17 protein-coding genes and 1 other RNA gene are annotated in these 25,386 nt (G+C 73.2%); 4 read left to right on the top strand and 14 right to left on the bottom strand.

The genetic code is table 11. The features are described 5' to 3' along the window. Window positions 1–72: 72 nt before the first annotated feature. The 6 genes from LP52_RS08005 to LP52_RS08025 all read right to left on the bottom strand — a co-directional run bounded on the left by LP52_RS08005 (window position 73) and on the right by LP52_RS08025 (window position 11,692). Window positions 73–1,128, bottom strand: a complete 1,056-nt coding sequence (locus tag LP52_RS08005; RefSeq protein WP_084723009.1) for a DUF3068 domain-containing protein — start codon at window positions 1,126–1,128, stop codon at window positions 73–75. After that, complete coding sequence (locus LP52_RS08010) at window positions 1,125–5,741, bottom strand: alpha-(1->3)-arabinofuranosyltransferase (protein ID WP_052809590.1); 4,617 nt, start codon at window positions 5,739–5,741, stop codon at window positions 1,125–1,127. Before LP52_RS08010 ends, LP52_RS08005 begins: the two co-directional genes overlap by 4 nt. After that, window positions 5,738–7,165: a glycosyltransferase family 4 protein gene (locus tag LP52_RS08015; protein WP_084723010.1), complete on the bottom strand. Its 1,428-nt coding sequence runs from the start codon at window positions 7,163–7,165 to the stop codon at window positions 5,738–5,740. The genes LP52_RS08010 and LP52_RS08015 overlap by 4 nt, the downstream gene beginning before the upstream one ends. Window positions 7,166–7,423: 258 nt before the next feature. Next, the gene (locus tag LP52_RS27200; RefSeq protein WP_157036260.1) at window positions 7,424–7,564 is read right to left on the bottom strand and encodes a DUF2613 family protein; all 141 of its coding nucleotides are present in this window, start codon (window positions 7,562–7,564) and stop codon (window positions 7,424–7,426) included. Beyond that, complete coding sequence (locus LP52_RS08020; protein ID WP_052809591.1) at window positions 7,561–9,636, bottom strand: hypothetical protein; 2,076 nt, start codon at window positions 9,634–9,636, stop codon at window positions 7,561–7,563. The genes LP52_RS27200 and LP52_RS08020 overlap by 4 nt, the downstream gene beginning before the upstream one ends. A 61-nt stretch (window positions 9,637–9,697) precedes the next feature. Continuing rightward, a complete protein-coding gene (locus tag LP52_RS08025; protein WP_238580789.1) occupies window positions 9,698–11,692 on the bottom strand; it encodes a GDSL-type esterase/lipase family protein in 1,995 nt (664 codons plus the stop codon). 603 nt (window positions 11,693–12,295) lie between these two features. On the opposite strand from LP52_RS08025, the gene LP52_RS08030 reads away from it, so the two are divergent. Then, complete coding sequence (locus LP52_RS08030; RefSeq protein ID WP_040272079.1) at window positions 12,296–13,201, top strand: hypothetical protein; 906 nt, start codon at window positions 12,296–12,298, stop codon at window positions 13,199–13,201. A 169-nt stretch (window positions 13,202–13,370) separates the two neighbouring features. Here the strand turns inward: LP52_RS08030 and LP52_RS08035 are convergent, their stop codons facing one another. Together LP52_RS08035 and LP52_RS28845 are read right to left on the bottom strand one after the other, a co-directional pair. Continuing rightward, entirely contained in the window at window positions 13,371–13,934 is a 564-nt protein-coding gene (locus LP52_RS08035) for an NADPH-dependent FMN reductase (RefSeq protein WP_040272081.1), read from the bottom strand. A gap of 287 nt (window positions 13,935–14,221) precedes the next feature. Further along, on the bottom strand, window positions 14,222–14,437 hold the full coding sequence (locus tag LP52_RS28845; RefSeq protein WP_338011627.1) for a putative leader peptide: 216 nt from the start codon (window positions 14,435–14,437) through the stop codon (window positions 14,222–14,224). 53 nt (window positions 14,438–14,490) lie between these two features. On the opposite strand from LP52_RS28845, the gene nagA reads away from it, so the two are divergent. The 3 genes from nagA to LP52_RS08055 all read left to right on the top strand — a co-directional run bounded on the left by nagA (window position 14,491) and on the right by LP52_RS08055 (window position 18,539). Further along, window positions 14,491–15,645 carry an N-acetylglucosamine-6-phosphate deacetylase gene (nagA, locus tag LP52_RS08045; RefSeq protein WP_040272085.1) on the top strand — a complete coding sequence of 385 codons (1,155 nt, stop codon included), beginning with the start codon at window positions 14,491–14,493 and terminating at the stop codon, window positions 15,643–15,645. Window positions 15,646–15,841: 196 nt separating this feature from the next. Then, the gene (locus tag LP52_RS08050) at window positions 15,842–18,067 is read left to right on the top strand and encodes a glycosyltransferase family 2 protein (protein WP_052809592.1); all 2,226 of its coding nucleotides are present in this window, start codon (window positions 15,842–15,844) and stop codon (window positions 18,065–18,067) included. Window positions 18,068–18,221: 154 nt separating this feature from the next. Further along, window positions 18,222–18,539, top strand: a complete 318-nt coding sequence (locus LP52_RS08055) for a hypothetical protein (RefSeq protein WP_040272179.1) — start codon at window positions 18,222–18,224, stop codon at window positions 18,537–18,539. Between the two features lie 226 nt (window positions 18,540–18,765). Here the strand turns inward: LP52_RS08055 and ssrA are convergent. The 6 genes from ssrA to prfB form a co-directional block, all read right to left on the bottom strand. After that, window positions 18,766–19,136: a transfer-messenger RNA gene (gene ssrA / locus LP52_RS26360) on the bottom strand. A gap of 490 nt (window positions 19,137–19,626) precedes the next feature. Continuing rightward, entirely contained in the window at window positions 19,627–21,651 is a 2,025-nt protein-coding gene (locus LP52_RS08060) for a penicillin-binding transpeptidase domain-containing protein (protein WP_040272086.1), read from the bottom strand. 23 nt (window positions 21,652–21,674) lie between these two features. Then, complete coding sequence (gene smpB, locus LP52_RS08065; protein WP_193789964.1) at window positions 21,675–22,145, bottom strand: SsrA-binding protein SmpB; 471 nt, start codon at window positions 22,143–22,145, stop codon at window positions 21,675–21,677. A gap of 57 nt (window positions 22,146–22,202) precedes the next feature. Beyond that, window positions 22,203–23,111 carry a permease-like cell division protein FtsX gene (ftsX, locus tag LP52_RS08070; RefSeq protein ID WP_052809593.1) on the bottom strand — a complete coding sequence of 303 codons (909 nt, stop codon included), beginning with the start codon at window positions 23,109–23,111 and terminating at the stop codon, window positions 22,203–22,205. A gap of 75 nt (window positions 23,112–23,186) precedes the next feature. Beyond that, window positions 23,187–23,876: a cell division ATP-binding protein FtsE gene (gene ftsE / locus LP52_RS08075; protein WP_040272090.1), complete on the bottom strand. Its 690-nt coding sequence runs from the start codon at window positions 23,874–23,876 to the stop codon at window positions 23,187–23,189. Window positions 23,877–24,210: 334 nt separating this feature from the next. Further along, the gene (gene prfB / locus LP52_RS08080) at window positions 24,211–25,314 is read right to left on the bottom strand and encodes a peptide chain release factor 2 (RefSeq protein WP_040272092.1); all 1,104 of its coding nucleotides are present in this window, start codon (window positions 25,312–25,314) and stop codon (window positions 24,211–24,213) included. Between the last annotated feature and the right edge of the window lie 72 nt (window positions 25,315–25,386).

Here is a 25,386-nt window from a genome sequence, read left to right on the forward strand (position 1 = left end):
CGCTGCTCTCGGGCACCCCGCCCGGGGCGGGATCTGATACCCGCGAACCTAGAGCCTCAACCAAGCTTGAGGTCAATTCCGCTGCGCGCCCGTGGCCGCCGCGGTCGCGCGGCGGTCGCGCAGTTCCCCGGCGAGAGCGAACACCGACAGTGCGCCGCCCGCGGCGCCCAAACCGATCGGGAGCCAGGACCGCACCGCCTGCAGCAGCGTGCGCTGCTGGTCGGCCAGACGGACCTCGCCCGCGACCAGTTCTTCGGCCATCCGCAGGTCGGCGTCGAGCAGCAGGCGCTCGCCGTCGCCGGTCTCCGGGCGCAGCGTCTCCCGGCGCACCTCGCGGGCGTCGACGACCCGGCCGGTGACCGGCTCGACCCACAAGGTCCGCTCCAGCTCAAGCCAGCGGTTGGCCTGGACGGTGCCGGGGCGGTCCCTGCCCAGGACCCGCGCCGGCACGGGCCGGGCCGAGTCGGGGACCTGGGTCGTGTCGACGGTCTGCACGTAGCGGCGCACGAACAGCCCGCCGACGGTGTCGGCGCCGTCGAAGACCATGGGCGGCGCCGCGCGGATGTCGGCGTCGTAGAAGGGGTACTCCTCCCAGGTGCCGCCGGCGGGCCAGTGCAGCACCAGTCCGGCCTGGCGCACCGCCTTGTCGCCGTCGACGTGCTCGCCGCAGCAGTTGACCGCGGTGCCGGTCTCACGGTCGACGACGACGCGGCGCTCACTGTGGGCCAGCGGCGTGTCGCGGGAGGAGACCGAGGTGGACATCCGCCATGTGGTCCAGTCGGCGTCGCCCGGTGCGAAGGTGCCGCTGACCTCGGTGCGCCTCTCGACCGGGACGTCGCGCACCACCTTCCACGTGCCGGTGTCGAGATAGGCGGCCGAGTCGTCGGTCAGCCGCATGATCAGCTCGGTCCGGGCCGGGATCTTCTCCAGTTCGTCGGCGACATAGGAGCGCAGCATCAGCGCGAGGGTGAGCAGGAACGCCGCCGCGGCCAGGGCGATCAGGCGCGCGTTGCGGGCCAGTGCCGCCGAGGCCGTCCGCCTCCCGAGCCGACGCGAGCCGCCGGCACCCCCTTCCGCGGCGCCCGCGGCGGCGCCGGTGCCGGTTTCGGTGTCGGTGCGGGCGGTCACGTGCGCACCTCCTCGACCGGATCCCGGTCCCCGTCGGCCGTCCGGGCGCCGGCGGGCTCCGGCAGCGCCTCCCTGCCGCCGTCAGCACCGGCCGGCGCGGTTGCGGCCGCCTGTGCGGGCGGGAGCGCGGCCGCGGGCGTGCGCGTGGGGCCGATGAGCTCGCCCAGCGCGAGCACCAGCCGCGCCAGCGCGGGCAGGCACAGCGTCTGGGGCGCCCATTCCCGCAGCGGCCCGCTGAGCAGGTCGCTGACCTCGTGGAAGGGCATCTGGTGCGCCATGTAGGTGCCGATGCCCAGGCAGGCGCCGGCGGCGGCCAGGCAGGCCACCACCGGCCACGGCCCCGCCAGGATCCGCAGCGTCCTGCCGCCCAGCGCCGGACGCCCGGGCCTGGCGTGGCGCAGCCCGCGCGACGGAGACCGCCCCAGCCACCACACCAGCAGCAGCGCTCCGCCCACGGCCGCGGCTCCGGCGACGCCGCCGATCCACAGGCCGTACAGCACCCCAAGCGGCACCAGGACGGGGCGCGGTATACGACCGGGTTCCGCTGCCGGCAGCGCAGCGGAGCGGTCGGGGGGCGCGGGCTCGGCGGCCGGCGCGGCAGCGGTGCCCGCGCCCTCGCGCCGGGCCCTGCGGCGGGTGCGGAGCGGCGTGCGGTCGGAAGCGGGCCGCCGGAGCGCCAGCACCGCTACGACCAGGGCGAAGGCGGCGCCCACCGCCAGCGCCGCGTGGTAGGCGCCGTCGGGTGTGTAGCGCAGGGTGACCTGCCCGGCGGTACCCCCCGGAAGCCGCCACGCCTGCTTCCAGCCGTCCAGGCGCACCGGCTCCAGGGGTGCGTCGCGCCCCTCGACGGAGGCCTCCCAGCCCTCGTTGAAGTTCTCGTTGACGACGAGGAAGCTGTCCTCCTCGACGTCGACGGTGAACCGGCGCTCGCTGTCGCCCCATCCCGACATCGCGGACACGCCTGCCATGTCCACCTCGTCCGGCGGGGCGCCGTCCTGGCCGCCGCCGGACCCGTGCGCGTCCTGCCCGCCGGTCCCGGCGCCGGGGACGGCGGAGTCGGGCCCCCCGAGCACGGCCGAGCGCACCTGGTACTGGTTGCCGGGCTCGACCAGGAGCCGGTTCCCGCCCTCCCGGACCGGCACCCCGGAGCAGCTCTCGTAGCGCAGCGCCTTGCCCGCGACCTGATCCGCCAGGGTGCCCGAGGTGATGCGGGTCTCCACCCGCTCGCCGTTGACCCGCAGCACAGGACCGAGACCGCACAGGGTGGAGGCGTCGCCGCCCTCGACGGCGGGCAGCGGCTCGACGTCGGGCACCGCGATACGGCGCACCTCCAGCGGCTGGGCCTCCGGCGGCTCGAAGGTGATGCGCAGATGGTCGGAGGTGACCGGTTCGAAGCCGAGGGAGCCGCTGCCGTCGAGCCACCCGCTGCGTACGGTGCCTCCCGCCTCGACGGTCACCCCGACCGGGCGGGCCACCGAGTCGGGATGCGCGAAGTCCACCCGCAGCCCGCCGATCTCGGTGCGCTCGCCTAGCTCGACGTCGACCCAGGGCGCGTCCTCGTCGGGGTCGGGGTACCACACTGTCGCGTCGTCACCGTCGAAAGCGTTGCGGCCCATGGCGGCGGGGTGGTCCACCGAGGTGGAGGACGAGGTCACCTTGGGGTGGCCGCCCGCGCGGTTGGCGGCGTTCTCCACGTCCTGGGGATCGGTCACCACCGCCTGCCCGGTGACGGTGTGCTCTCCGGCGGCCGCCGGTCCGGCCACCTGGAAGGTGCGGTCGAAGGTGTAGGCGTCCTCGCCCTGGACCGCCAGGTCGGGATCGCACACCCAGACCTGCGAGCCCTCCATGCAGCCGGGGACGGTGCCGGTGGAGCCGGTGAAGAGGAACGTGCCGGCGCCTTCGACGCCGGGCACCTGCAGCGTGCGCTCGGCCTGCAGGCCCGGAACCGTCACGCTGGTGATCCCCACCCGGGTGCCGAACCGGTACTCAGGTTCCCAGGCCAGTTCGTCGACGCGGATGCGCAGCGTGGAGGTCTTGCCGGAGGGGGCGGCGAACTCCTGCGGGTCCTCGGTGGCGGCGACCGGCGCGGTGGTGCGCTCGTCGTCGGTGATCAGGCTGATGCGGGCGGGCGGCGGCTCGCCCGGGATCTGTTCGAAGGCGATGGACAGTTCCCCGACCTCGCGCGGCTCGTCGAACTCGATCTCCAGCCACTGGCCCACCGCGCCGGCGAACGCGCTGGAGCGCCAGGAGGTGTCGAGGGCGTCGTCGAGGGCGGCGAAGGGCATCCGGCCGGGGTCGCGCGCATCCGGCAGGGCGTCGGCGCCTGCCTCGGAGGAGGAGGCGGTGACGTCGGCGAGGCCCTTGTAGCGGGCGGCGGTGGTATAGCCGTTCCAGGCGGGGGCGGCGATGTCGGGGGCGGGCGCGTCGCGCCGCTCGTCGGCGGGGGTGAGGGTGTTGCTCGCATTGCGGCGGACGTCGGAGTAGACGACTTCGCGGCGGCGGGCGGTGTCGGTCACCACGGTGTTCTCGGGGGCGATGTCCTCGGCCCCGGGGTCGTCGCCGACGATCGCCGGGCGGTCGCCGGTGATCATGCCCTGTTCGGCGAGGTCCACCAGGGCTTCGGGACCGCCGGTGACCCGCACCGCCGCGTCGGCGGGCACGGTGCCCGCACGGGGCGCGGCGCCGTCGACGGTGTAGACGTCCAGCGCCCGGTAGGGCTGGTCGTGCCAGGCGGAGGCCTGCTGGGGGTCGGTGTCGCCGACCGTGGGCCCGAAGGAGACGGCGCGGGAGATCCCGGGCGAGTCGGCCAGCGCATCGTGCACCCGGGCCGGCCAGCCGCCGTTGAGGTCCCCGCGTTCCAGGTCGTTGCGCACCAGCAGATGGGTGACGCCCATCCGGGCCAGAGCGGCGGTGAGACCGGCCGAGCCGCGCCCGGAGGAGATGCGCTGGTCGAGCTCCTGGTTCAGGCGCGAGACACCGGCCGAGCCCCACGGGATGATCTGGTGGTTGGTCCAGGCGGACTCCATCAGCGGCTGCATCGGCTCGTCCATCGGCCGGCCCCACTGGTACTCGCCGCGCGCGGAGCCGGGGACGGCCATGGTCATGCCCGAGCGGCTGTGGGAGTCCAGCCAGCCGGCCGCCTCGTACCAGTAGCCGGGAATGCGCTCGAACCCGCCGGGGGTGGCGATGCCTACGGTGGCCACGGGGGTCAGTGTCGCGGCCACCGCCAAGGCGCAGGCGGCGGCCGTGGCGCGGTAGAGGGTGCCGGGTGCGGGGGTGCTGTCGGGCGCCGCGTGGTCGGGCGGGCGCCCCTCGCCGGCCCGCGCGACGGCGGCCCGGCGGGCGCGGCGGTCCGCGGCGTCGCGGGCGACGACGACGGGCAGCTGGGCCAGGCCCAGCACGACGGGAAGCCGGATGAGCGCGTCGAACTTGTGGATGTTGCGGAAGGGGCTCAGGGGACCGTTCAGCAGGTCGCGCATCGTCTCGGCCAGCGGGCCGGTCAGCGTCCCGGTGTAGCCGGCGACGACGATCGCGGTGCCGGCGAGCAGCGAGGTGATCAGGAACAGCCGTTCGGGCATGCCCCGGTTGATCAGCCCGGCCAGGCCCAGACCGGCCACCAGGGCCGTGACCGCGACCATCGCCGGCCCGGTGGACAGCTCCGCCCCGGCCGGCAGCGCCGGCTGGCCGGCCACGGGCACGTAGCCCATCCAGTTGTCCGCACCGCGCAGGGCGTTGGTCAGCGTCGTGATCTGGGTGGTGGTGGCCGCATCCTCGGTGTAGGGCATGAACGAGAACACGTAGCGGCCCATGAGCAGCAGCGGGACCAGCCACCAGAACGAAACCAGGAACAGCGCTGTGAGCCACCAGGTCAGCAGCCGCCGCTTGCGCGGCCCGGGCGCGCGGGTGAGCAGGTAGATCAGCGGCACCACGAGGACGGCGAGCTCGGATGCGGCGTTGGTGCCGCCGCAGAACAGGAAGGCCAGGGCCGACAGCATCGCCGAGCGCATGGGCGGGCGGCCGCGGCGCGTGCCGTGCACCAGTGGCAGCATGATCCACGGCAGCAGCATCATCGGCTGCAGTTCCGCGGAGTTGTAGGACAGCAGCGTGAGGACCCGGGGCGCCAGGGCGTAGGCGGCGCCCGCGAGGATGCGGGTGTGCAGGGTGCCGATGCCCAGCGCCTCGGCGAGTTTGACCATGCCCACGAAGGCCGCGCACAGCAGCACCGACATCCATACGCGCTGGACGAGCCACTCGGGCATGTCCAGACCGATGAGCAGCGCGTGGAAGGGCCCGTTGGGGAAGAAGTAGCCGTAGGCCTGGTTCTGCAGCTGGCCGAAGTAGGCGGGGTCCCACAGGTGGAGGGCGCGCTCCAGAAAGCCCAGAGGGTTGACGACCAGGTCGATCTTGGTGTCGCCGACGATCTTCGCCGGGTCGAGGCTCAGCGCGGTTCCGCACAGCAGCAGGCAGACGCCCAGCAGCTTGAGGCGGCGCACCAGCGCGGCGTCCTCGGGCGGCGACCCTCCGCGGCGGGCGGCTCCAGCAGCGCCGGGGGCCTCCGGCGCATCGGCCGATCCTGCACCGCGTCCCTCGCCCCCGGCTCGGGGACCGGTCACCGCGCCGCCTTGGCCGCACGTGCCGGAGGGGTCTCACCGGGCTCGGCGGCGGCGCCGCCCAGACGTACGCGCAATCCGCCGCGGGGGGCGCAGCGCCCGACCACGGGGGGTCCGGATCGGTCGGCCCGCCCGGTGTCCGCGGGTTGGCCGACGGTCTCACCGGTGATGAGCCGGGCCATGTCCGCCCCGCTGCGCTCCCAGGTGAAGCGCGAGGCCCATGCGCGGCAGGCTCGGCGTATCCGGGCGGCGCGGACGGGATCGCTCAGCTCCCGCAGGGCCGCGGCGACGACGTCGCTCAACTCCTGCCCCTCGTGTACCAGCCAGCCGGTCTCGCCGTGGCGCACCGAGTCGCGGAGGCCGTCGACGTCGAAGGCGACGGTGGGCACGCCCAGCCCCGCCGCCTCGATCACGGTCAGCCCCCAGCCCTCGAACTCCGAGGCGGTGACGTGCAGCAGCGAGCCCGCGAGCACCGCGTTCTTGCGCGCCTCTGGCAGGAATCCGTGCAGGCGGACGTGGTCGTGCAGCCCGTCGCGCTCGATCTGCTCGGCCAGCGTGGCGCTCTCCGGGCCGCGTCCGACCACGTGCACCCGCAGCTGGGGATAGTCCTCGCGCAGGTCCCGGGCGATGTCCACGATGCGCGAGACACGCTTTTGCACCACGAGCCGACCCAGGCTGACCAGGGCGGGCGATCCCGTCTCGGTCTCGTTGAGGAACCGGTCGGGCGCGACCGGCTGGCGGGGCGGGCTGCCGTTGTGGATGACGGTGATCGGAGCGCGCCAGCGCAGCTTCCCGCGCATGGCGCGGCGGGAGGACTCCGAGACCGTGACGGTGGGGCAGTTGCGGTAGACGCGGCTGGCCACGGCGCTTTCGACGAACCGGCCGAACCAGGCCAGAGGGCGGCTGAAGTAGGCGTTGAACTGGACGTCGTGGACGTGGTGCACAACGCTGATCACCCGGGTGCGGCGCGGCAGCACCAGCCGGGAGAAGAACGGGATGCCGTTCATGCAGTCCAGCGCGGCGTGGAACTCGCGGCGCCACAGCAGCAGCCACAGCACGACCAGCGGATAGACGGTGAACTTGCCGCCCATACGGCGGATGACGATGCCGTCGCGGGTCTCCACGCGGGCCTGGCCGGGATCACGGCTGGTCAGAAACGTGACCACAGCACCGCGCTCGGCGAGGTGGCGGCTGATGCGCCAGGCGTACTCCTCGGCTCCGCCGGCCGCGGCCTGCCAGGGGTCGCGCCAGTTGATCATGACGGTGCGCAGACCGTCGAGGCGCGGCCCGGCGTCCGTGCGCGCGGCGGCGGGCCCGTCGCCCTCCTCGGGGCGCTCCGCCTCGGCTGCGGGCGGCGGTGCGGTGCGCCCGCCCTCGCGGCCGGGGTCGGGGAACTCCGGGAAAAGGGGTATCTGCTGGAACGCCACATGCTCTCCTGTTCCGCCCGTTCCGCCTGGTCATCCGGCGATCGGATGCCCGACGACGGGTGCGGCGCCCGAGCTGGGGAACCTGAAGCGGCGCACGGCGGGGGGTGGGATCGGTGCGGACCGCGCAGAGTGGTGCGCGGGCGTCCGTCCGCGCGGGGATGCCTGCGCCCGCGGCGCCGGATCCGGGTCCGCCCGCCCGGGCGGCCCGGCCTACCGGCCTGGGTCAAGGGCGCGGCCGGGTGTGGGGGGACGGTCGGCTCAGCGGTCGCCGTAGTTGTAGAGCGACTGGTTCACCGGCTCCGCCGACGACGAGGTCTCGGTGGCGACGGTCGTACCGACGAACGCGAGTCCGCCCGCCAGTGCCGCACCGATGACGCAGGCGGCGACGATTCTGATCACGTGGGGTTCTCCTTCCGCGATACCGCGCCCCGGGGCGGTCCGGTACGCATGGAAACGAGACTAGAACCTGATCCACCCAAGGACCAGATAATTGTCCCAACTGTAACGAACCATGCCGTTCCTTCCAAGCCCGTCAGTTCGTCATTCGGCGGATCAACATGCCGATCCGGGACCTCCAACAGCAGCAGTCGCGCACCGTCGTGCACGGCGGCGGGCCCGGTACCGTCCGATGAGAACCTGTTATCGCCCGCGAGCGGCCCGAGTGCCGCCGCCGCGTCCGCGCCCGACAGCGGTTCGGCTGCTCGGCGTTCCAGGAGGATGTAGCGGATTCCGAGTTCGCCGAGCGACGCGGTGTAGCGGCGGATTCCGAGATCTGCGGCGTGCAGCCGGCCGACCCGGTCGGCGAGCGGGTCCTCGCCCTCAGCGAGGCGCACTCGGGTGCCGTCACCGACCCGCAGGTCGTCGTTCCAGACGGCGCGGCGGTCGAACAGCTTGGTCGCGGGATCGAGTACGACGAGGTCGCGTCCGTCCGCCCGCCAGTCGAGACCGCGGTAGGCGCTCCAGGGCAGGACCAGCACCCGGCCCAAGCGCGGGTCCTCGTCGACGAGGCGCTGGACGCGGCGCCACTCGTCGGGGTAGTCGACGGGGTCGAGCCGACCGGCCGCGCCCCACAGCAGGCCGGGTAGCAGAGCGATCGGGGCCAGCGCGAGCAGGGCGCCCAGCAGGGCGCCGACACGCTCGCCCGCCGACGCGGCGGGCCGCTCGGAGCGCCGGCCTCGGCCGGTCCGCAGGCCGCGCGACCGTGATGGCGCGGCGGCACGGTCGGACCGCGCCGGGGTGCGGGGCCGCCCTCGGCTTCCCGTGTCGCCGTGCCCTTCTCCGTCGCGGCCGCCCGGGGGCGTCACCGCATCGGCGCCGCCGACTCGCGCCTCCGAGTCGGCCGCCGCGCGGCAGGCCCACAGCGCCGCCGCGCCGACGCCCGCCGCCTGCAGCAGCGCCAGGGGGGCCACGTAGAGCTGGCCGTCGCGCAGCGGGCCGAACCCCGCCCACAGGCCGATCAGCCCGCTCAGCACCTCGCGTCCCGGCTCTGTGGTGCCCGCCAGGGCGACGCCCAGGCCGGCAGCGGAGGCGGCCGAGAGCCCGGCGCCGAAACCGGGTGCCCCGCCGCGGCGTACCAGCCACACCCAGCCCGCCACCCCGGCCGCCGACAGCGTCAGCCGGCAGGCCGCAAGGACCGGCAGGCCGTACCACTGGGGAACGGCGTGGGCGTTCCAGATCCCGCCCAGTGACAGCAGCGAGCCCACGGCGCCGAAGGGCGTGTCGGCGCGCGCGGCGAACAGCTCGACTGCCGCGGGGTCGGTGCGCGCTCCGCTGCCCAGCGCCGGTACCAGCCACGGCAGTGACAGCGCCGCGACAACCCCGGCGAGCACGGCGCCGGCGCGCAGCGCTCGGCCGGCGCCCCGCGCGCCGAGCACCGCCGCGGGCAGTCCCGCCAGCGCCGACAGCACCATCGCGGAGAATCCGCCCGCCGCCGCGGGCAGCAGCGCAGGCACCAGCCGGGCCGCGTCGCGCACCCCCGCCGGGCGCGCAGCCGCGGCCACCCGGCCTACCGCCGGCACCAGCCACGGCAGGCCCGCGTAGCCCAGCAGCATCGCCCACTGCCCCAGCAGGAGCCGCTCGGCGATGAACGGGTTCCACACGTAGAAGGCGGCCGCGGCGGCGCGCGCCGCCGTACTCCCGGCCGGCCCCGCCCAGCCGCCGGGCAGCAGCCGCCCGGCGCCCGCACCGGCGAGGGTGAACACCGCCATCAGCAGCAGCGCCTGCGCGGCGTCTCCGGGAAGCACGGTGCCCAGCGCACCCAGCACCGCGTCGCTGGGCACCGCCCGCGGAAAACCCCCGCCGCCGCCCAGGGTGACCTGCGACAGCGGCGGTTCGGGCACGGCCGCCATGTCGTAGCTCAGCATGAAACCGGGACCCAGGCCCGGTCCCAGAGCAAGCACACCGGCCCCGGCGCCCACGGCCCAGGGCAGCAGGCGCTCGGCGCGGGCGGCGTTCAGCCGCGGCACCGCCACCGCGGCGCTCCTCCCCCCGATGCACAGCCGGCACGGCGCATGCGGGCGGGCGCGGGGCGGGTCACGGCGCGCCGCCGCTCACCGGATCGGAGTAGCCGCCGCTCACGAAGTCGCGGTGCGCGCGGACGGCGAGCTCCCAGCCGCCCGAGCCGCCGGCGATCGACCAGTTCGTCCCGTCGTTGATCACCGCGGCGCTGCTCCACCCCTCGCCCTCGCCGGGGCCCTTGCCGTCGCGCGGCTCGCATGTGGGAGACGAGGACTCACCTGAGGGCTCCCCCGCGTCGGCGCCCGCGTCCGGGGACGGCGACGCGGCGGTGCCCCCGCCGCCGGTCGTCGGCGACGGCTCGGGCAGGCGGCAGCGCAGCGGGCGGCGCCACACCTCGTAATGGGTCGCCGAGGGGACCTCCGCCCAGCTGAGCCGTCCGCCGCCGGAGCCGACGCGGACCCGCTCCGGCGCCGGCGGCGGGTCGTCGTCGTAGACGACCTCGACCGGGTCCGAGCGCATGCCGCCCTCGTCGCCCTTGAACGGCTGGACGACGAACTCGTAGGTCGCCCCGGCCAGCAGGCTGTCGACCACCACCGAGGGCCGCTCGCCCGCTCCCGAGACCGCGACCTCCACGGGAAGGCGCACCTGGTCGTCGCCGTCGGGCCGCAGGCGCTGCTGGAGCACCTCGTATCGAGTGGCACCCGGCACCCGGTCCCAGCTCAGCCGCACGCCGCCGTCGGCCTGCTCGGCGCCGACCTCGGGCGCCGAGCGCGGCCCCGTGCGCACATCGGGCAGCGGACGCGGGAAGGGCTCACCCAGGCGCAGGTCGTCGGCGAGGGCGTCGGCGAACGCCGCGGCGATCTTCACCTCGCCGAGGGAGCCGGGGTGCGTGCCGTCCCAGGTGTCCTGGGCCGGCGCGAAGTCGGCCGCGGTGCGGGCCACGACGATCGGCGAGCGGTCGCCGCTCATCTCGGCGGCCAGGTCGGGCAGCGCCGCGTTGAACCGGGCTATGCGGGTGTTGAGCTCCTCGTCGGAGCCGCTGCCCCACACCGGGGTGACCTCGCCCAGCACCACGCGGACACCGCCTTTGGCGACGCGGGCGGCGGTGACGGCGTCGCGCACGGCCGTCAGCGCGTCCTCCACCGAACGGCCGCGGGCGAAGTCGTTCACGCCTGCCATGAACAGCAGGTAGTGGGGGTCGTGCTCGGCGACCTGCGCGCCGATGTCCTCGGCGAGCTCGGCCGCCGTGGCGCCCCACCGGCCCGCGTGGTCGGTGTCGAAGTCGGCGTCGGCGTAGCTGGTGGCCCCCTGGTCTCCGGTGACGGGGTCGAGCAGGAAGTCGTAGGGGCCCACGAAGTCGACGTCGAGTTCCGAGCGGCCGTTCAGGTGCCGCCAGAGGCGGTAGCGCCAGGTGAAGTCGCCGCTGCTGCCCTGGGCGAGGGAGTCGCCGGCGATCATGATCCGGGAGGTTCCCTCGGGCGGGGCCGCGGCGGTGGAGAGGCCCGGATCGGAGTCGCCCGGGGCGTCCTCGGAGCCGCCGGTGCGGAAGGTGCCCAGCACGCTCTGGATCAGCAGCAGCGTGACGAACATGGCGGCGACGGTGACGCCGAACAGGCCCAGCGGGGTGGGCTTGAACCGCGGCGCGGAGCCGTCGGCGCCGGTGCGCAGCACGCGCTGCACCAGGCGCCGCCTGCGCCCTGCAGGAGCCTCGGCCTCGCCGGGGGCGGTGGGCGAAGGGGACTCGTCGGCGGCCGACCGACCGCCGGTTCCTTCGGCAGCGGCCTCGCGCTCCGTATCGGAGCCGGGCGCCGCACCGGTGCCGGCTCCGGCTGCGGAGCCCCGCGGCTCGTCGGCGCCGCTGTCATGGGCGTGGGCACCGGTCGACTCGGTGCCGCCCGCCCCCGCGGCCGTTGCCGGAGTCTCCGCGGCCGCACCGGCGGCTTCGGCTCCCGCGCCCTCGCTGTCACGGGCGGTGCGGTCGCGCAGCCGGCGGGGGGCGAGGCGGGCGAGGCGGCGGGCTAGCCGCCCGAGCCGGGTGGCGCGGCCGGGGGGATCGTGCTCGCTGGCCACGCTGCGATCACCCCCGTGGGACGCGCACGGTCGGCGTCGCCCCCAAGGGACCGGTGGGCCGCGCGGCCGGGGTGTGGGGTGGCACTGGACTGTCCTCCGTGGCTGACGTCGGGTGGTCTGCAGCGGCGCGCCGCTGTCGGTGGTCCTCGCTTCGCGGCGGGGGCGCCGGTTCGGCGGCCGCACCCCACGATTGAACTCCACGGGACCGCGCCCCCGCATGCCGGGTCCGCCCGCCTGTGGACGACCGGCCGTAGCGCTCGGGGCCGGGGTCGTGGCGTCCGTCCCAGTAGAACATGTAGCAGCCCGGGACGACACAGGTAGCCGATCGGCACCGCAGCGGAGCGCGCCCGTAGCGGAGCCCGCCGACCTGCGAACTCGCAGCGGGTTGGGGACGTCCGCACCGCCGCCCCGCCCGCGCACGGGCCGGGGTCCGCCCGGCCGAGCGCCGCAGGTGGCGGCAGAACTTGTTATATACGCACGGTCAACTAGGATCGGGCGGCACGTGCCCCCGCGGCCGCGCGGACCTGCACCGAGCGTCCGGCACCTTCCCCGAATCCGCTCGCGTCCGGCCGTGCGCGGCCGCCGTCCGGAAAGGCGGCGCCTGTGACAGGTCTGATCGCCGCGCTGATCTCCGCCGCGGTCTACTCTCTCGGCCTGACCGTCGAGCAGCGGGCACTGCACCGCTCCCCCGGCATCAGCGTGCACCGGCCGCTGCATCTGGCCCGCGTCCTGTTGGGCAATCCGCGCTGGGTGGGCGGTTGTGCGCTGGCGGCCGCGGGCAGTGTCGGACTGATCGTCTCGCTGGGGCTGGCTCCGGTCTCAGTGGTCCAGCCCGCCTTCGCGGGCGGGATCTCGACCATGCTGCTGATCATGGCCCTGGTCCTGGGAGAGCCGATCACCCGCGGCGAGCGGCTGGCCTTGGCGCTGATGCCCGTCGCGCTGCTGCTGCTCAGCCTCTCGCTGGGGGCGGGCGGAACCACCGGCACCACGCCGCACCTCCCGCTTCTGCTCGGGGTCACCGCGGTGACCGTCCTGGGCTGCGTCCTGGCCATGGCCGCGGCCGGGCGCGCCGGGCGCTACGTGTCGGCGGCCGCGATGGGCGCCGCCGCCGGGCTGGCCCAGGGAACGGCGGGGCTGCAGGGCAAGGCGGTGGGCGGTCTGCTCGCCGACAACGGCTTGGTCGCGGCGGTGCCCGCCGTGCTCGCGTCCCCCTTCCCCTACCTCTACGCCGTGGGGTGGGCGGTGGGCATCGTGCTGTTCCAGACGTCGATGCAGCGTTCCCGCGCCGCGGTCACCGCGCCCGTCGCCAACGTGACGGGCAACGTCTTCATGGTGGTCGCGGGCACTGTGGTCTTCGCCGAGGACCTGCCCGACGACCCCCGCCGACTCGCCCTGCGCCTCGCCGGTTTCGCGCTGACCCTGGTCGTCGTGGTCCTGATCCGCGGCAACGTGGCCCGCGCCGAAGCCGATACCGCCCGCACCCGCGCCGCCCGCGAGGGCGCACGCTGACGCGGGGCTTGCGGCCCGTCGCCGCCGCTGCGATCGGCGCCGCCGCCGGCCGGCGTGTGATGTGCGCAGCGTCGGCCCCGACACGCTTCCCCGGGAACCGCCCGCGACGGCCGCTCAGGTGCCGAGGACCTCCGCTACGGCGCCCCCTGGCCGGCGCACCGCACCCGGATCACACGCGCACGGAAAGCGCCTCGCCGAGCGCCGGTGCCGCGACCTCGGCCCAGGCGTCGACGACGCCGCGCGGCTCGGCGAGCTCGCGGCGGCTCACCAGCAGGCCCGGCTCGACGACCCACGCTCCCAGGTCGGCCAGCAGCACCCGCAGGTCGTCCTCGATCGTGCGCCCGTTGCGCAGGTCGTCGACGACGGCCATCGGCACGGCCACCCCGTGGCCCAGACCCAATTCCGGCAGGCGGTCCAGGAAGACCTTGAGCAGACCGGTGTAGCTGCCGTGGGCTTGAGGCGAGGCCACCAGCAGCACGTCGCTGCGACGGACGGTTTCCAGCGCCTCGACGACGTCGCGACCGGGGCGTGCGGCCAGCAGCGCGGGGCCGAGGTCGGCGAGGTCGACGACGTCGGTCCTGTCGAATCCGGTGCGGGTGCCGGATCCGCCCTGCGTGCCGCCCGAGGCGAGCGGGCCGACGAGGCGGGACAGGGCGGCTGAGGCGTGCGCGGCCGCGGCGCGGATCTCCGATCGCGGCTGGGGGTCGGCGACGACAACGGTGAATCGGGACATGCTCGAACTCCTGGTGCGTGCGGCTGGTCTGACCGTGTGCGGGCGTGAAGACCGACGGCACCGTCGGGTCGCGGCCGGTGGCGGTGGTGGCGGCCGATCGCGGCAGGCGGCGCCCGCGGAGCGGCGCCGATCCGCGGGGACCGGCGCGTCGGAACGCCGGTGCGCGGCGCGCCGGGGTCGGCGACGGCGGTGTCAGGCGGTGGCCGCGCTTGCGAGGGCGGCGGGCGGCGCGGCGCCGACCGTTCGGCGCCGGATCGGGCGGGGAGGAGGAGGGCTCCCGGCCCGCGCTACCTGCGACAGAGTGCGCTGGCCTGCCGGCGCAGGTCGACGTGCAAGCGCTGGACGAGCAGCTCACCGGCGGACATGGTCACCATGATGCTGGGGGTCCCGGCTATCGTCAATGCTGGGCGGATGTGACCGCCCGCCCTCTGCCGCGCCGGTATCGGCGGCGCTCCCGGCCGACGGCCCCCGTTCCGCGGGGCCGTGCGGGGCGCGATCGACATTCCCGCCGGAGGAGGGCGACCAGGGTGTTATCGGGCACAGGAGGACGCACGACATGGGCCAAGGGCCGACCGGGACGACGCTGACGAACGCACGGCTGCTCACCCCGAACGGGGTGCGGGTCGGCTGGCTGCGGGCGGAGAACCAGCGCATCACGGCTCTAGGCACGGGCGAGCCGCCCGAAAGCGACACCGAGACCGTCGACGCCGAGGGGAGATGGGTGCTGCCCGGCGCGGTCGACATCCACATCCACGGCGGCGCGGGCGCGGCCTTCACCGACGCCGACCCCGAGCAGGCGATGCGCATCGTGGAGTTCAACCGCTCGCGCGGGGTCACGACGCTGGTCGGCGGGCTGGTGACGGCCGCGCCCGACGACACCCTCGCGCAGGTCGCGGCGCTCGCCGAGGTCGCCGACGCGGGCGGCATCGCCGGCGTGTACCTGGAGGGGCCCTACATCGCGCCGAGCAAGTGCGGTGCGCACGACCCGGCCCTGCTGCGCGAACCCGACCTCGCCGAGTTCGCCCGGATGCTCAAGGCCGGACGCGGCCATGTGCGGATGATCACCGTGGCGCCCGAGCTGCCCGGGGCGCTGGAGCTGATCCGCGCAGCCGTCTCCGAGGGGGTCGTCGCCGCCGTCGGCCACACCGAGGCGACCTACGACGAGGCGCGGGCGGCCTTCGACGCGGGAGCGACGGTGGCCACGCACGTCTACAACCAGATGCGCCCGCTGCACCACCGCGAACCCGGCCCGATCGCGGCGGCGCTGAACGACGAGCGCGTCACCGTCGAGCTGATCAACGACGGCGTGCACGTCCACCCGGGTGCGGCGCGGCTGGTGTTCGACAACGCCGGCAGCCACAGGGTGGCGCTGATCACCGATGCGATGTCGGCCACCGGGCTGGGCGACGGCGAATACACGCTGGGCAGTCTGCGGGTGCGCGTCGAGGACGGCCGCGCCCGCATCGCCGAGACCGGGCAGATCGCCAGCAGCACGATCGTGCTCCCCGACGCGGTCCGCCGGGCGGTACACACGATGGGCGTCTCGCTGGAGGCGGCGGCGCACGCCGCCACCGCGGTCCCGGCGCGGGCGCTGGACCTGCCCGGCGTGGGGTCGCTGACCGCGGGTGCCAAGGCCGACCTGCTGCTGCTGGACGAGGAGCTGTCGGTGGCGGCCGTCATGCACCACGGTTCCTGGATCCGCCGGCCCTGACACCGCGCCGGAGGGCGGGGCGATCGCCCGGCCCGGCCTCTCCCCGGAACGGCTCGGTCGCCGAACCTGGCCACCAGGTGGAGGTGGATCCGTGCGTTGGGCTGCGTCGGGCAGCCCGCAGCGATACCCATGTGGCGTGGAGCGGGGCGGCGGGTAGCCGTCCCCGGTACCGCTCCGCACGCATGGGGGAGATTCGATGGACATCGCCGTATCGGTGGTCGTGCCGGCACACAACAGCTCGAAGGGGGTTCGCCACGGGCTCGACTCGCTGCGCCGCCAGACGCTTGCGCGCGAGCGCTTCGAGGTGGTCTACGTCGACGACGGCTCCACCGACGGCACCGGCGAACTGCTCGACGCCGAGGTCTCCGGCGAACCCAACTTCTCCGTCGTGCACATCGACAACTCCGGCTGGCCGGGCCGTCCGCGCAACGTCGGCCTCCACCATGCCCGCGGTCGCTACGTACTGTTCATGGACGACGACGACCGGCTCGGCCCGGAAGCGCTCGCCCGCCTCTACCACCGGGCCTCCCAGGACCGGGCCGACATCGTGTTCGGCCGCATGGCCGGGGTGGGCCGGACCGCCCCGCGCGAGATCTTCCAGCAGCCCATGTCCAACGGCTCGCTGCGCACGGATCCGCTGCTGCTGAGCAGCCTGACGGTCCACAAGATGTTCCGGCGCGGCTTCCTCCTGGACAACGGGCTCGCGTTCCCCGAGGGACGGGTCCGCCTGGAGGACCACATGTTCATGCTGCGCGCCTACCTGGCCACCGACCGGGTCTCCGTCGTGCACGACTACACCTGCTACTACTGGGTGCGCGCCACGGGCTTCGGCAACATCTCCTATGCCGCCAAGGAGCCCACCGAGTTCCTGGGCAGCATCGAGCGGATCTTCGACATCATCGACAGCGAGGTCGAGCCCGGCCCGTTCCGCGACCGGCTTATCGCCCACTGGCTGCGCTCCAAACTGCTGGGCCTGTTCCAGGGCCGCAGGTTCCTGCGCCAAGACCTCGAACGTGTCGCCCGGATGCACCGGCAGGCCGCCGACCTCGTGCGCCGGCGCGTCCCCGACTCGGCCCTGGACCGCCTCAACGCGTTCGCGCGGCTGCGGGCGGCCGCGCTCACCGCGGGCGGCCCGGCGGCGCTGAAGGGCGTGGCCGAATTCGAGGAGGACGTCGCCCACCGCACCCGCGTCACCGGCTTCCGCTGGGAGGGCTCCGTGCTCGCCGTGGCAACCGACACCGCGCTGGAGCGCCGCTCGACGGGCACCCCCTTGGAGTTCGTGCGCGAGGGCGCCGCGGTCTACTGGGATCTGCCCGCGGAGCTGCTGGAGAACCCCCGGATCAAGGAGGCCGCCGAGGTCAGCGAGGTGCTGCCGGCGACCGCCTACCGCGCCTTCGGCACCCGAAACGGCGACCCGGCCGTGGTCCGACTGCCACTGGACTCCGAGCCCGGCGAGGAGCCCGCCGAGGCACCGGGCCGCGTCCGGCTGCGGCTGACCGGCACAGTACGCGTCGACGCTGCCGGCGGCGACCACGGGCGCCCCCTCGACGGGACCTGGAAGTTCAGCACCCGCGTGGTCGTCGGCGGCATCGGCAGCGACTGCACGCTGGGGCCGGACCGCGCGCACAGCACTGAGCGCACCCGCACGCCCGCGTTCGTCGGTTCCCGGGACGCGGCGCGCTTCGCCAACCCCTACTTCAACGCCGAGGGCCTGCTCACCCTGTCCACGACCGGCAGTTGGCGCCCACTGCGGCGTGCCCTGCGAACAGGGCTGCCCGCCGAGGTCTCACGCACTGCGGAAGGGCTGCGCGTGGAGATCCCGCTCGCGATGCAGGCGGCGGCGCCGGGAGCGCTCACACTCACCTGCACCGACGAGGGCCGGGCGCCGATCAGCACCACTGCACGCGTCTGCGCACCGCCGCGCCCACCCGAGGGCGGCGACCTGCCGACCGCTGTGCTGGCGGGAACCCTGCCGAAGCCTGCCAGGCGCGGTGTGCTGCACCTCGGCGTGGGCGAGGGCGACGCGCACACGCCCCTCGGACTGGACCTGTACTGGACCCCGCTGGGCTGGCGCGTCGGCCGCGCCGAGGGCCGGCTGGCGCAGCGCTGCGCTCGGGCGTGCACGCGGCGAGCCCGGCGTGCCGCCCGGCGGATGCCCCGGCCCGTACGCCGGGCGTACACGGGGGCCAAGTACGCGCTGCGGCCGGGGAGCGCCGCGCGCCGAAGCGCGCGGCAGGCCACCGCACCGCGGCGCGACGGCGCGGCCGTAGGCGGCACCGAGCCGGTCCAGGCCGCTGGTGCTGCGCGGACCGCCCCGGGTCCGGCGGCTCGGCGCAGCGGCGGCGGCGAGCGGCCGGGCGCCGCGCCGGTAGGCCGCGAAGCGGGCGGCGAACCCGCGCGGGGCGACAAGGAGCGCAGGTAAGCGGATACCGGGTGAGTGCAGGCGCCCGGACACGGGGGACGCGGGCGGCCCGGTACGAGCGGTCGGCGTGTCATGGGCACGCTACGACGTTTCGTGGACACTCGGAGTCACAATGGCGGTGACAGTGCGTCCGGCACGAGTGAAGGAGGCCGCCGTGGTCGACCGTCCTGCTAGCAGCAACTTCCGGCCCTCGCCCGCGCCTGTGCCGAACTCCTCCGGACGCGCCCAGCTCTCCCGCCTGGCCACGGCCGTGACGCGCTACGGCGTGTGGGCACGCGTCATCGACGACGCGGCACCCTATCTGCGGGTCAGCAACCCGGAATCGGAGTCCGCGGTCGAGGACGTCTTCTGCGAGTCCCGCTCCCACGACCACGCCTTCATCGCGTCCTTCGGCGTCCATCTGGGCAGCAGCGACAGCCTCGACCTCACGGCCCGCAACGTCGCCTGGCTCGTCGGCGCCACACCCGACTGACACCACCGCGCATGAACAGAGCCTCCGGCCCGTGCGGGTCGGAGGCTCTGTTCATGCCGGGGGTCCGGGGGTCGCCCCCCGGATACAACTGCGGCCCGCCGGGAAGACGACCGGAGGCCGTCGACCACAGCGGGCCGCACCATCGGGGGTCCGGGGGTCGCCCCCCGGATACAACTGCGGCCCGCCGGGAAGACGACCGGAGGTCGTCGACCACAGCGGGCCGCGCTCGTGGAGGTGGCGGGAATCGAACCCGCGTCCTTCGATGACGAGCCAGGGCTTCTCCGAGCACAGTTCGCGTTGGCGTTCTACTCGGCTCCAGCGCTCCCGCGAACGAGTCGCTGACGAGCCCAGCCACGTGAATGTCCCGCTCAGACCCCGTGGCCTGGTCTAAGCGGTAAGTCCTCTAGACGATGCCGGACACTGGGCCGAGGACGAGCCCAGGCCGACAGAGTCGCTATCGCTTAAGCGGCGAGAGCGAGCTCAGTGCGCTTGGAATTGGCACTTGTGTTTATTGCGAGGCAGGATTTACGAGGTTACGTCGCAACCCTCGGCTCGCTTCCCCTGACACGGCGATCGAAGTCGAAACCGATCACCCCCGCTGTGGAGTTTTCAACGGGCCGGAGCCCGCGTACGGGAACGCCTGAGGCGTCCCCTGCGATCCAACGCTACCGGTAGAACACACCGGGGTCCAAGCTCATTCCCGTGATCGCAGCCGATTCGCGATCTTTGTCGGTGCCGGCCCCGGTCGGTTCGCCGGGGCGCGAGCCGGCACCGCCCGGCGGGCCGGGCACAAAAGAATCCCTCGCGGGCGCGGACGGGAACCATCGACGCTGCCCGCGAGGGCGGCCGGCAGGGTCGGGCCGGCCTTTCCTTTTCGGCAGGGCCTCCCCCGAGACGAGGTCCTGCTCCTTGGACTGGGCGCCGCAACCCCCTTTGCGGTCCCAGTCACCCGTGAAGACGCTCATCGCCCCCGGTGGGGTTGCCCCTGCACCGGATATTTTGCTCGCTTCGGACAACTCACCGCAGCCTGGAGCGAATCAGCCCGGGTCCGATCCTCCGCCTGCGCGGAGGCGCCCGGGAGCCCGGGCTACTCGCCTTGCTCTGTGGGCACGCCGCCCGCCTCGGGCGGGGTGGCGCTCGGCGTGCCGCCGGCCTGGCCGGACTGGTCGCCTTCGCCGGTGTCGCCGGACTGCGTGCCCTGCTCCCCCAGCTCCTCGACGTAGCCGTAGGGGAGTTGCTGCAGGAACGCGCCCGTGGCGTTCACCGCGTACTGCTCCCAGAGCTGGATGGAAGGGTGCACCTCGGCCACCAGCGCGAAAGCGAGGTCGCCCTGGTAGCCCACGAACCACTGGACCGACGTCTCGTCGCCGCGCACCTGCTGTGTGGTGTTGGCGACCTGGCCGTGGACCGGTTCGGTGCCCACGTCGGCGTTGACGGCGCTGACCTCCACGGCCGAGCGCATCATCTCCCGGACGTGCTCGACGGATTCGGGGTCGAGCCGGTTGCTCGACCCGTTGGCCACGTCGGCGGCCTCGTCATCGGATACCAGCCGTGGCGGGTGCCAGGTGCCGTCCCTGACGGCACCGGCCGCAAGCGCCATCGACAGCGGCGTCACCTGCACCTGGTCGGACCCGGCCATGGCCGCAGCGGACTCACCCGGCGACTCGGGCGTGTTGAAGCCCCCACTGGATGCGGGCACCGAGAGCCGCCAGTCGCCGCCGATACCGAAGTCCCGCGCGGCCGAAGTGATCGCCTCGGCGCCGACCTTCTTGCTCATCTGCGCGAAGGCGGTCGTGCAGGAGTAGCTGAAGTTGGTGGCCAGATCGGGCATGCCCGACAGGCCGGTGTTGTTGGGCGTCGTGAATGTGCGTCCGCCCACCGAGGTCTGGTTGTCGCAGGCCATGGTGTCGTCCGGAGAGTAGGCTCCCCCCTGCAGCGCGGCCGTGTAGGAGACGATGCTGAACGCTCCGCCGGGCCGGTACTCGGTTGTGAAGGCGCCGTCGTCGTCGTTTCCGCCGGTGCCCACCGAGGCGAGGATCTCACCGGTGCCGGCATCCAGCGCGACCAAATAGCCCCGCTCGGGCAGGGTCTCCAGGGCGGCCTCACCGGCCTCCTGCACGCGCACGTCCAGGCTCGTCCCCAGCGACCCGCTCTCCAGGCCCGGCCACGAGTGGAGCACGCCGGTCTCCTCGCCCGAGCCGTCGAGGGTGACGACCTTGGTGGTGGCCGTACCGGCCAGGCGCTGCTGGAAGACGTTCTGCAGGCCCGTCAGCCCCACGGTGTCGCCGGCCTGGTAGGTGCCCGCGACACGCGAGGAGACGTTGTGCTCGGCGGTGCCCGCGACCTCGCCCACGATCGGGGCCGCGACGCGCGGCTTGAGCCGCATGTCCAGGCGCTGGGTTCCCACCCCGGGGATCGACGTGGCCCTGTTGCGCAGCTTGTCGCCGACCTCGCCGACGCGCATCAGCACCAGCGGCTGGAACTCCTCGGGCGGCGCGGAACGGACGCGGTCCAGCAGAGGACCGTCGTCCTCGTTCACCAGCTCGGCGAGCTCGGCCACCCCGCGGTCCATGTCCTCCATGTCGGCGGGTACCACGCCGAACGCGGTCACCTCGGTGGTGCCCACGAGCGGTTCCCCGTTGCGATCGAGGATCTCGCCGCGATCGGGGACGTCGTAGCTGACGGCGATGCGCTCGCTCTCGCCGAGGTCGGGGTGGATGACCGAGGGCCCCCACTGGATGACCCAGCCGCGGGGCCCATCCTTCAGCGGTATGGACCCGGTGTACTTCCACACCGGGTCGCCGATGCCCAGGTCGGCCTGCGCCTCGAACTCGGCGTCGGCGGAGTCGCCGTCCTGGCTGATGCCGCCCAGCGAGAAGCGCAACCCGGCCAGGTCGAGCTGGCGGCGGGTGTCCTCGAGCGCGCCGGCGACCTTCTCGGTGTCGCCGTCGGTGTAGGCGGCGGCCGCTGAATAGTCGCCGGCCTGCCACTTCAGCAGGAAGTTGCGCACCGCCACCTCGGGTGAGGGCTGGGTTGTGCAGCCCGAGACCACCGCGACGAGGGCGAGTCCGGTTCCTGCCGCTAGCAGGCGGCGTAGGTGACGGGGGGACACCCTTGCGATCCTTTCACAGCGCCTCAGCGCCGACGCCGCAGCGCGCGCTCGATGTCGCGCTTGGCCTCGCGTTCGGCGATGTCGCGGCGCTTGTCGTAAGTGCGCTTACCACGCGCGAGGGCGATCTCGACCTTGGCCTTGCCCTCGCTGAAGTACAGCGACAGCGGGACCAGGGTGCGCCCGGCCTCCTGGGTCTTGCCGATGAGTCGGGCGATCTCCTCACGGTGCAACAGCAGCTTACGCCGCCGGCGAGCGGCGTGGTTGGTCCAGGTCCCCTGCGTGTACTCGGGGATGTGGACGTTCTCCAACCACACCTCGCCGTCCCTGACCTGGGCGAACCCGTCGACCAAGGAGGCACGTCCGGCGCGCAGCGACTTCACCTCCGTGCCGGTCAGGACAAGTCCGGCCTCGTAGGTGTCGTCGATGTGGTAGTCGTACCGGGCGCGCCGGTTCTGCGCGACGAGCTTGCGCCCTTTTTCCCGTGGCACAGGCATTCCCTTTCTCGACCGCCGACGACGGTGCTCGGGTCGCGGTCACCCGCTGTCCGAGGGCTATACCCGCAGATAGCGCCGCAGTGTCAGGAACGAGGCGACGGTACAGAGTAGGACACCCAGGATGATCGACACGCCGATGACCGACAGCAGGGATCCGGTCGAAAGTGTGACGTCGAACTGGAACCACTGCTGGATGCGGGTGAGCAGCAGGAAGCGCGCGGCGACGATGAAGCCGGAGGCGATGATGCCGCCGATCAGACCCGCGATGGCGCCCTCCAGCAGGAACGGGAGCTGGATGTAGAAGTTCGACGCACCGACCAGCCGCATGATGCCGGTCTCCTTGCGCCTGTTGTAGGCCGCTAGTCGCACGGTGTTGCCGATCAGCAGCGCGGCTGCGGCCAACTGCACGAAGGAGACGGTCAGCGCGGCGGTGGTGAGGCCGTCGAGCAGCCCGAAGAACTGTTCCAGCACCTGCTGATCGTCGTAGATCGTGTCGATGCCCGGCCGGCCCTGCATCTCGTTGGCGACGGCCTGGTACTTGGTGGGATCGACCAGTTGCACCCGGAAGTTGTCGGGGAGGTCGCCCTTGCGGACGGCGTCGATCATCGCCTGGTTGTTGGCGAAGCGGTCCTGGAAATCCTTGAAGGCCTGCTCGGCACTGACGTACTCGACGCTCTTGACCTGGTCCATCGACTCCAGGTCGCTCTGGATGTCCTGGCGCTGCTTGTCGGTGGCCGGCCCGTTCTCCTCACATGTGGTGGAGTTGGAGATCTCCGTGCACATGTAGATGGTCAGGGTCACGCGCTCGTCCCAGTACTGGCGCATCTGCGACACCTGCTGGTTGATCAGCAGACCGCCGCCGAACAGGGCGAGGGAGATGGCCACCGTGGTGATGACCGCCACGGTCATGGTCAGGTTGCGACGCAGACCGATCCAGATCTCGGAAAGTACGAATTGTGCACGCATGAGAGTTAAGGGTCCATCCTCGTGGGCTTCGCCGCGCTGCACTGACCAACGCAGGAGCGCTGGCAGGCCCGAGCGTCAGTACGCCTGTCCGTAGACGCCGCGGGTCTGGTCGCGCACGACCTCGCCCTCTTCGAGCTCGATCACGCGCTTGCGCATCGAGTCGACGATGGCGGCGTCGTGGGTCGCCATGACAACGGTCGTCCCGGTCCTGTTGATTCGGTCGAGCACCTTCATGATGCCGATCGACGTAGCGGGGTCGATGTTCCCCGTGGGCTCGTCAGCAAGCAGGATCTGCGGGCGGTTGACGAACGCCCGCGCGATGGCGACCCGCTGCTGCTCGCCACCCGACAGCTCGTCGGGCATGCGGTCGGCCTTGCCTTCCAGGCCGACGAGTTCGACGACCTCGGGCACGACCTTGCGGATGAACCTCCGCGGTTTGCCGATCACCTCGAGGGCGAACGCCACGTTCTCGAAGACGTTCTTGTTCGGCAGGAGCCGGAAGTCCTGGAAGACGCAGCCGATGCGGCGCCGCAGGTGCGGAACCTTCCAGTTGGAAAGCCGCGCCAGGTCCTTGCCGGCGACGTGCACCCGGCCCTTGTTGGGCTTCTCCTCCTTCAGGACGAGCCGAAGGAAGGTCGACTTGCCGGAGCCGGAGGGACCGACAAGGAAGACGAACTCGCCCTTGCCGACGTCGATGGAGACGTCCTCCAGCGCAGGGTGCTTCTGGGTCGTATAGACCTTGGTGACGTTCTCAAAATGGATCACGGCAGCATCACAAGGTTCTCAGGGGTAGGGGCACCTCAACGGATGACTGGCTCCGCAGGAGGCAGTACCGGCCACAGGGCCAATCGTCAGTGTAGAGGTGATCGCAACCCGGAATGTCCAGATCGGCCCGCAGCCTCGCGCGGGGGCGCGAAGGCGGGCGGATGCTCGGGCGGCCTCGACCACACACGGCGGATCGGCCTCGGCTGTTCAGAGAACAGCAGACCAGAGCATATCGGAAGTGTCAACCGGTGGTAACGTTCACGTATACCGACCACCATGAGCGCGTGTCCAGCGGCGACGCCCTTCGGATACCCTCGTCGCGCCGCCGCGGGGCCTACTCCTGGCTGCGCAGCCAGCGGATCTCGGCGTCGATGAAGCCGTCGATCTCACCGTCGAGCACACCGCCGGTGTTGCCGCTTTCCGCACCGGTGCGCACGTCCTTCACGCTCTGGTAGGGGTGCAGCACGTAGTTGCGCATCTGCGTGCCCCAGCTGCTGAAGCTCTCGCCGCGCAGCTCGTCGATCTCGGCCTGCTCCTCGCGCCGCTTGCGCTCCAGAAGCTTCGCCTGCAGCACCCCCATCGCGGCGGTGCGGTTCTGCAGCTGGCTCTTCTCGTTCTGACACGAGACGACGATGCCGGTGGGCAGGTGTGTGATGCGCACCGCGGAGTCGGTCGTGTTGACGCTCTGCCCGCCGGGCCCGGAGGAGCGGAACACGTCGATGCGCAGCTCGTTCTCGTCGACCTCGATGTGGTCGCTCTGCTGCACGACGGGTACCACGTCCACGCCCGCGAACGAGGTCTGGCGCCGGTTCTGGTTGTCGAACGGCGAGATGCGCACCAGGCGGTGCGTGCCGTGCTCGCCACGCAGCGTGCCGTAGGCGTAGGGGGCCTTGACCGCGAACGTCGTCGACTTGATGCCGGCTTCCTCGGCGTAGGAGATGTCGTAGATCTCGACGGGATAGCCGTGCCGCTCGGCCCAACGCAGGTACATCCGCTGCAGCATCTGCGCCCAGTCGGCCGCGTCGATACCGCCGGCCTGGGCGTTGATGCTGACCAGCGCCTCGCGCTCGTCGTAGGGGCCGCTGAGCAGGGTGCGGACCTCCAACGCACCGATGTCGCGGCGCAGCGACTCCAGCTCGGCGTCGGCCTCGGTACGGGTGTCGGCGTCGTTCTCCGAGGCGGCGAGTTCGTAGAGCACGCTCAGGTCGTCCAGGCGGCTGCGGATCCAGCCGACCTTGTTGACCGTGGACTCCAGGTGGGACAGCCTGCGTGTGACCTGCTGGGCGTGGGTGGGGTTGTTCCACAGCTCCGGGTCGGCAGACTGCTCGCGCAGCTCTTCGATCTCGCGCTGCTTGGCACCGAGGTCCAGGACGGCTTCCACACTCGCCAGCGTGGAGGAGAGTTCCTTGATCTTGTCTGCGGGGTCTAGGTCTGCCACACGCCCCAGTCTAGGGGGAACACGTCCGGTGCCTGCCACGGCGGACCCGCGCGGCCGCGCCGCCGCTTCGAC

It is taken from the genome of Streptomonospora alba (assembly GCF_000826685.1).
GTDB lineage: Bacteria > Actinomycetota > Actinomycetes > Streptosporangiales > Streptosporangiaceae > Streptomonospora > Streptomonospora alba.

What these genes read in the sequence shown, in the direction of transcription:
- ftsX (WP_052809593.1), bottom strand. Translation starts at nt 23,111, where the DNA reads ATGCGTGCACAATTCGTACTTTCCGAGATCTGGATCGGTCTGCGTCGC.
- LP52_RS08035 (WP_040272081.1), bottom strand. Translation starts at nt 13,934, where the DNA reads ATGTCCCGATTCACCGTTGTCGTCGCCGACCCCCAGCCGCGATCGGAG.
- LP52_RS08050 (WP_052809592.1), top strand. Translation starts at nt 15,842, where the DNA reads ATGGACATCGCCGTATCGGTGGTCGTGCCGGCACACAACAGCTCGAAG.
- nagA (WP_040272085.1), top strand. Translation starts at nt 14,491, where the DNA reads ATGGGCCAAGGGCCGACCGGGACGACGCTGACGAACGCACGGCTGCTC.
- LP52_RS28845 (WP_338011627.1), bottom strand. Translation starts at nt 14,437, where the DNA reads ATGTCGATCGCGCCCCGCACGGCCCCGCGGAACGGGGGCCGTCGGCCG.
- smpB (WP_193789964.1), bottom strand. Translation starts at nt 22,145, where the DNA reads ATGCCTGTGCCACGGGAAAAAGGGCGCAAGCTCGTCGCGCAGAACCGG.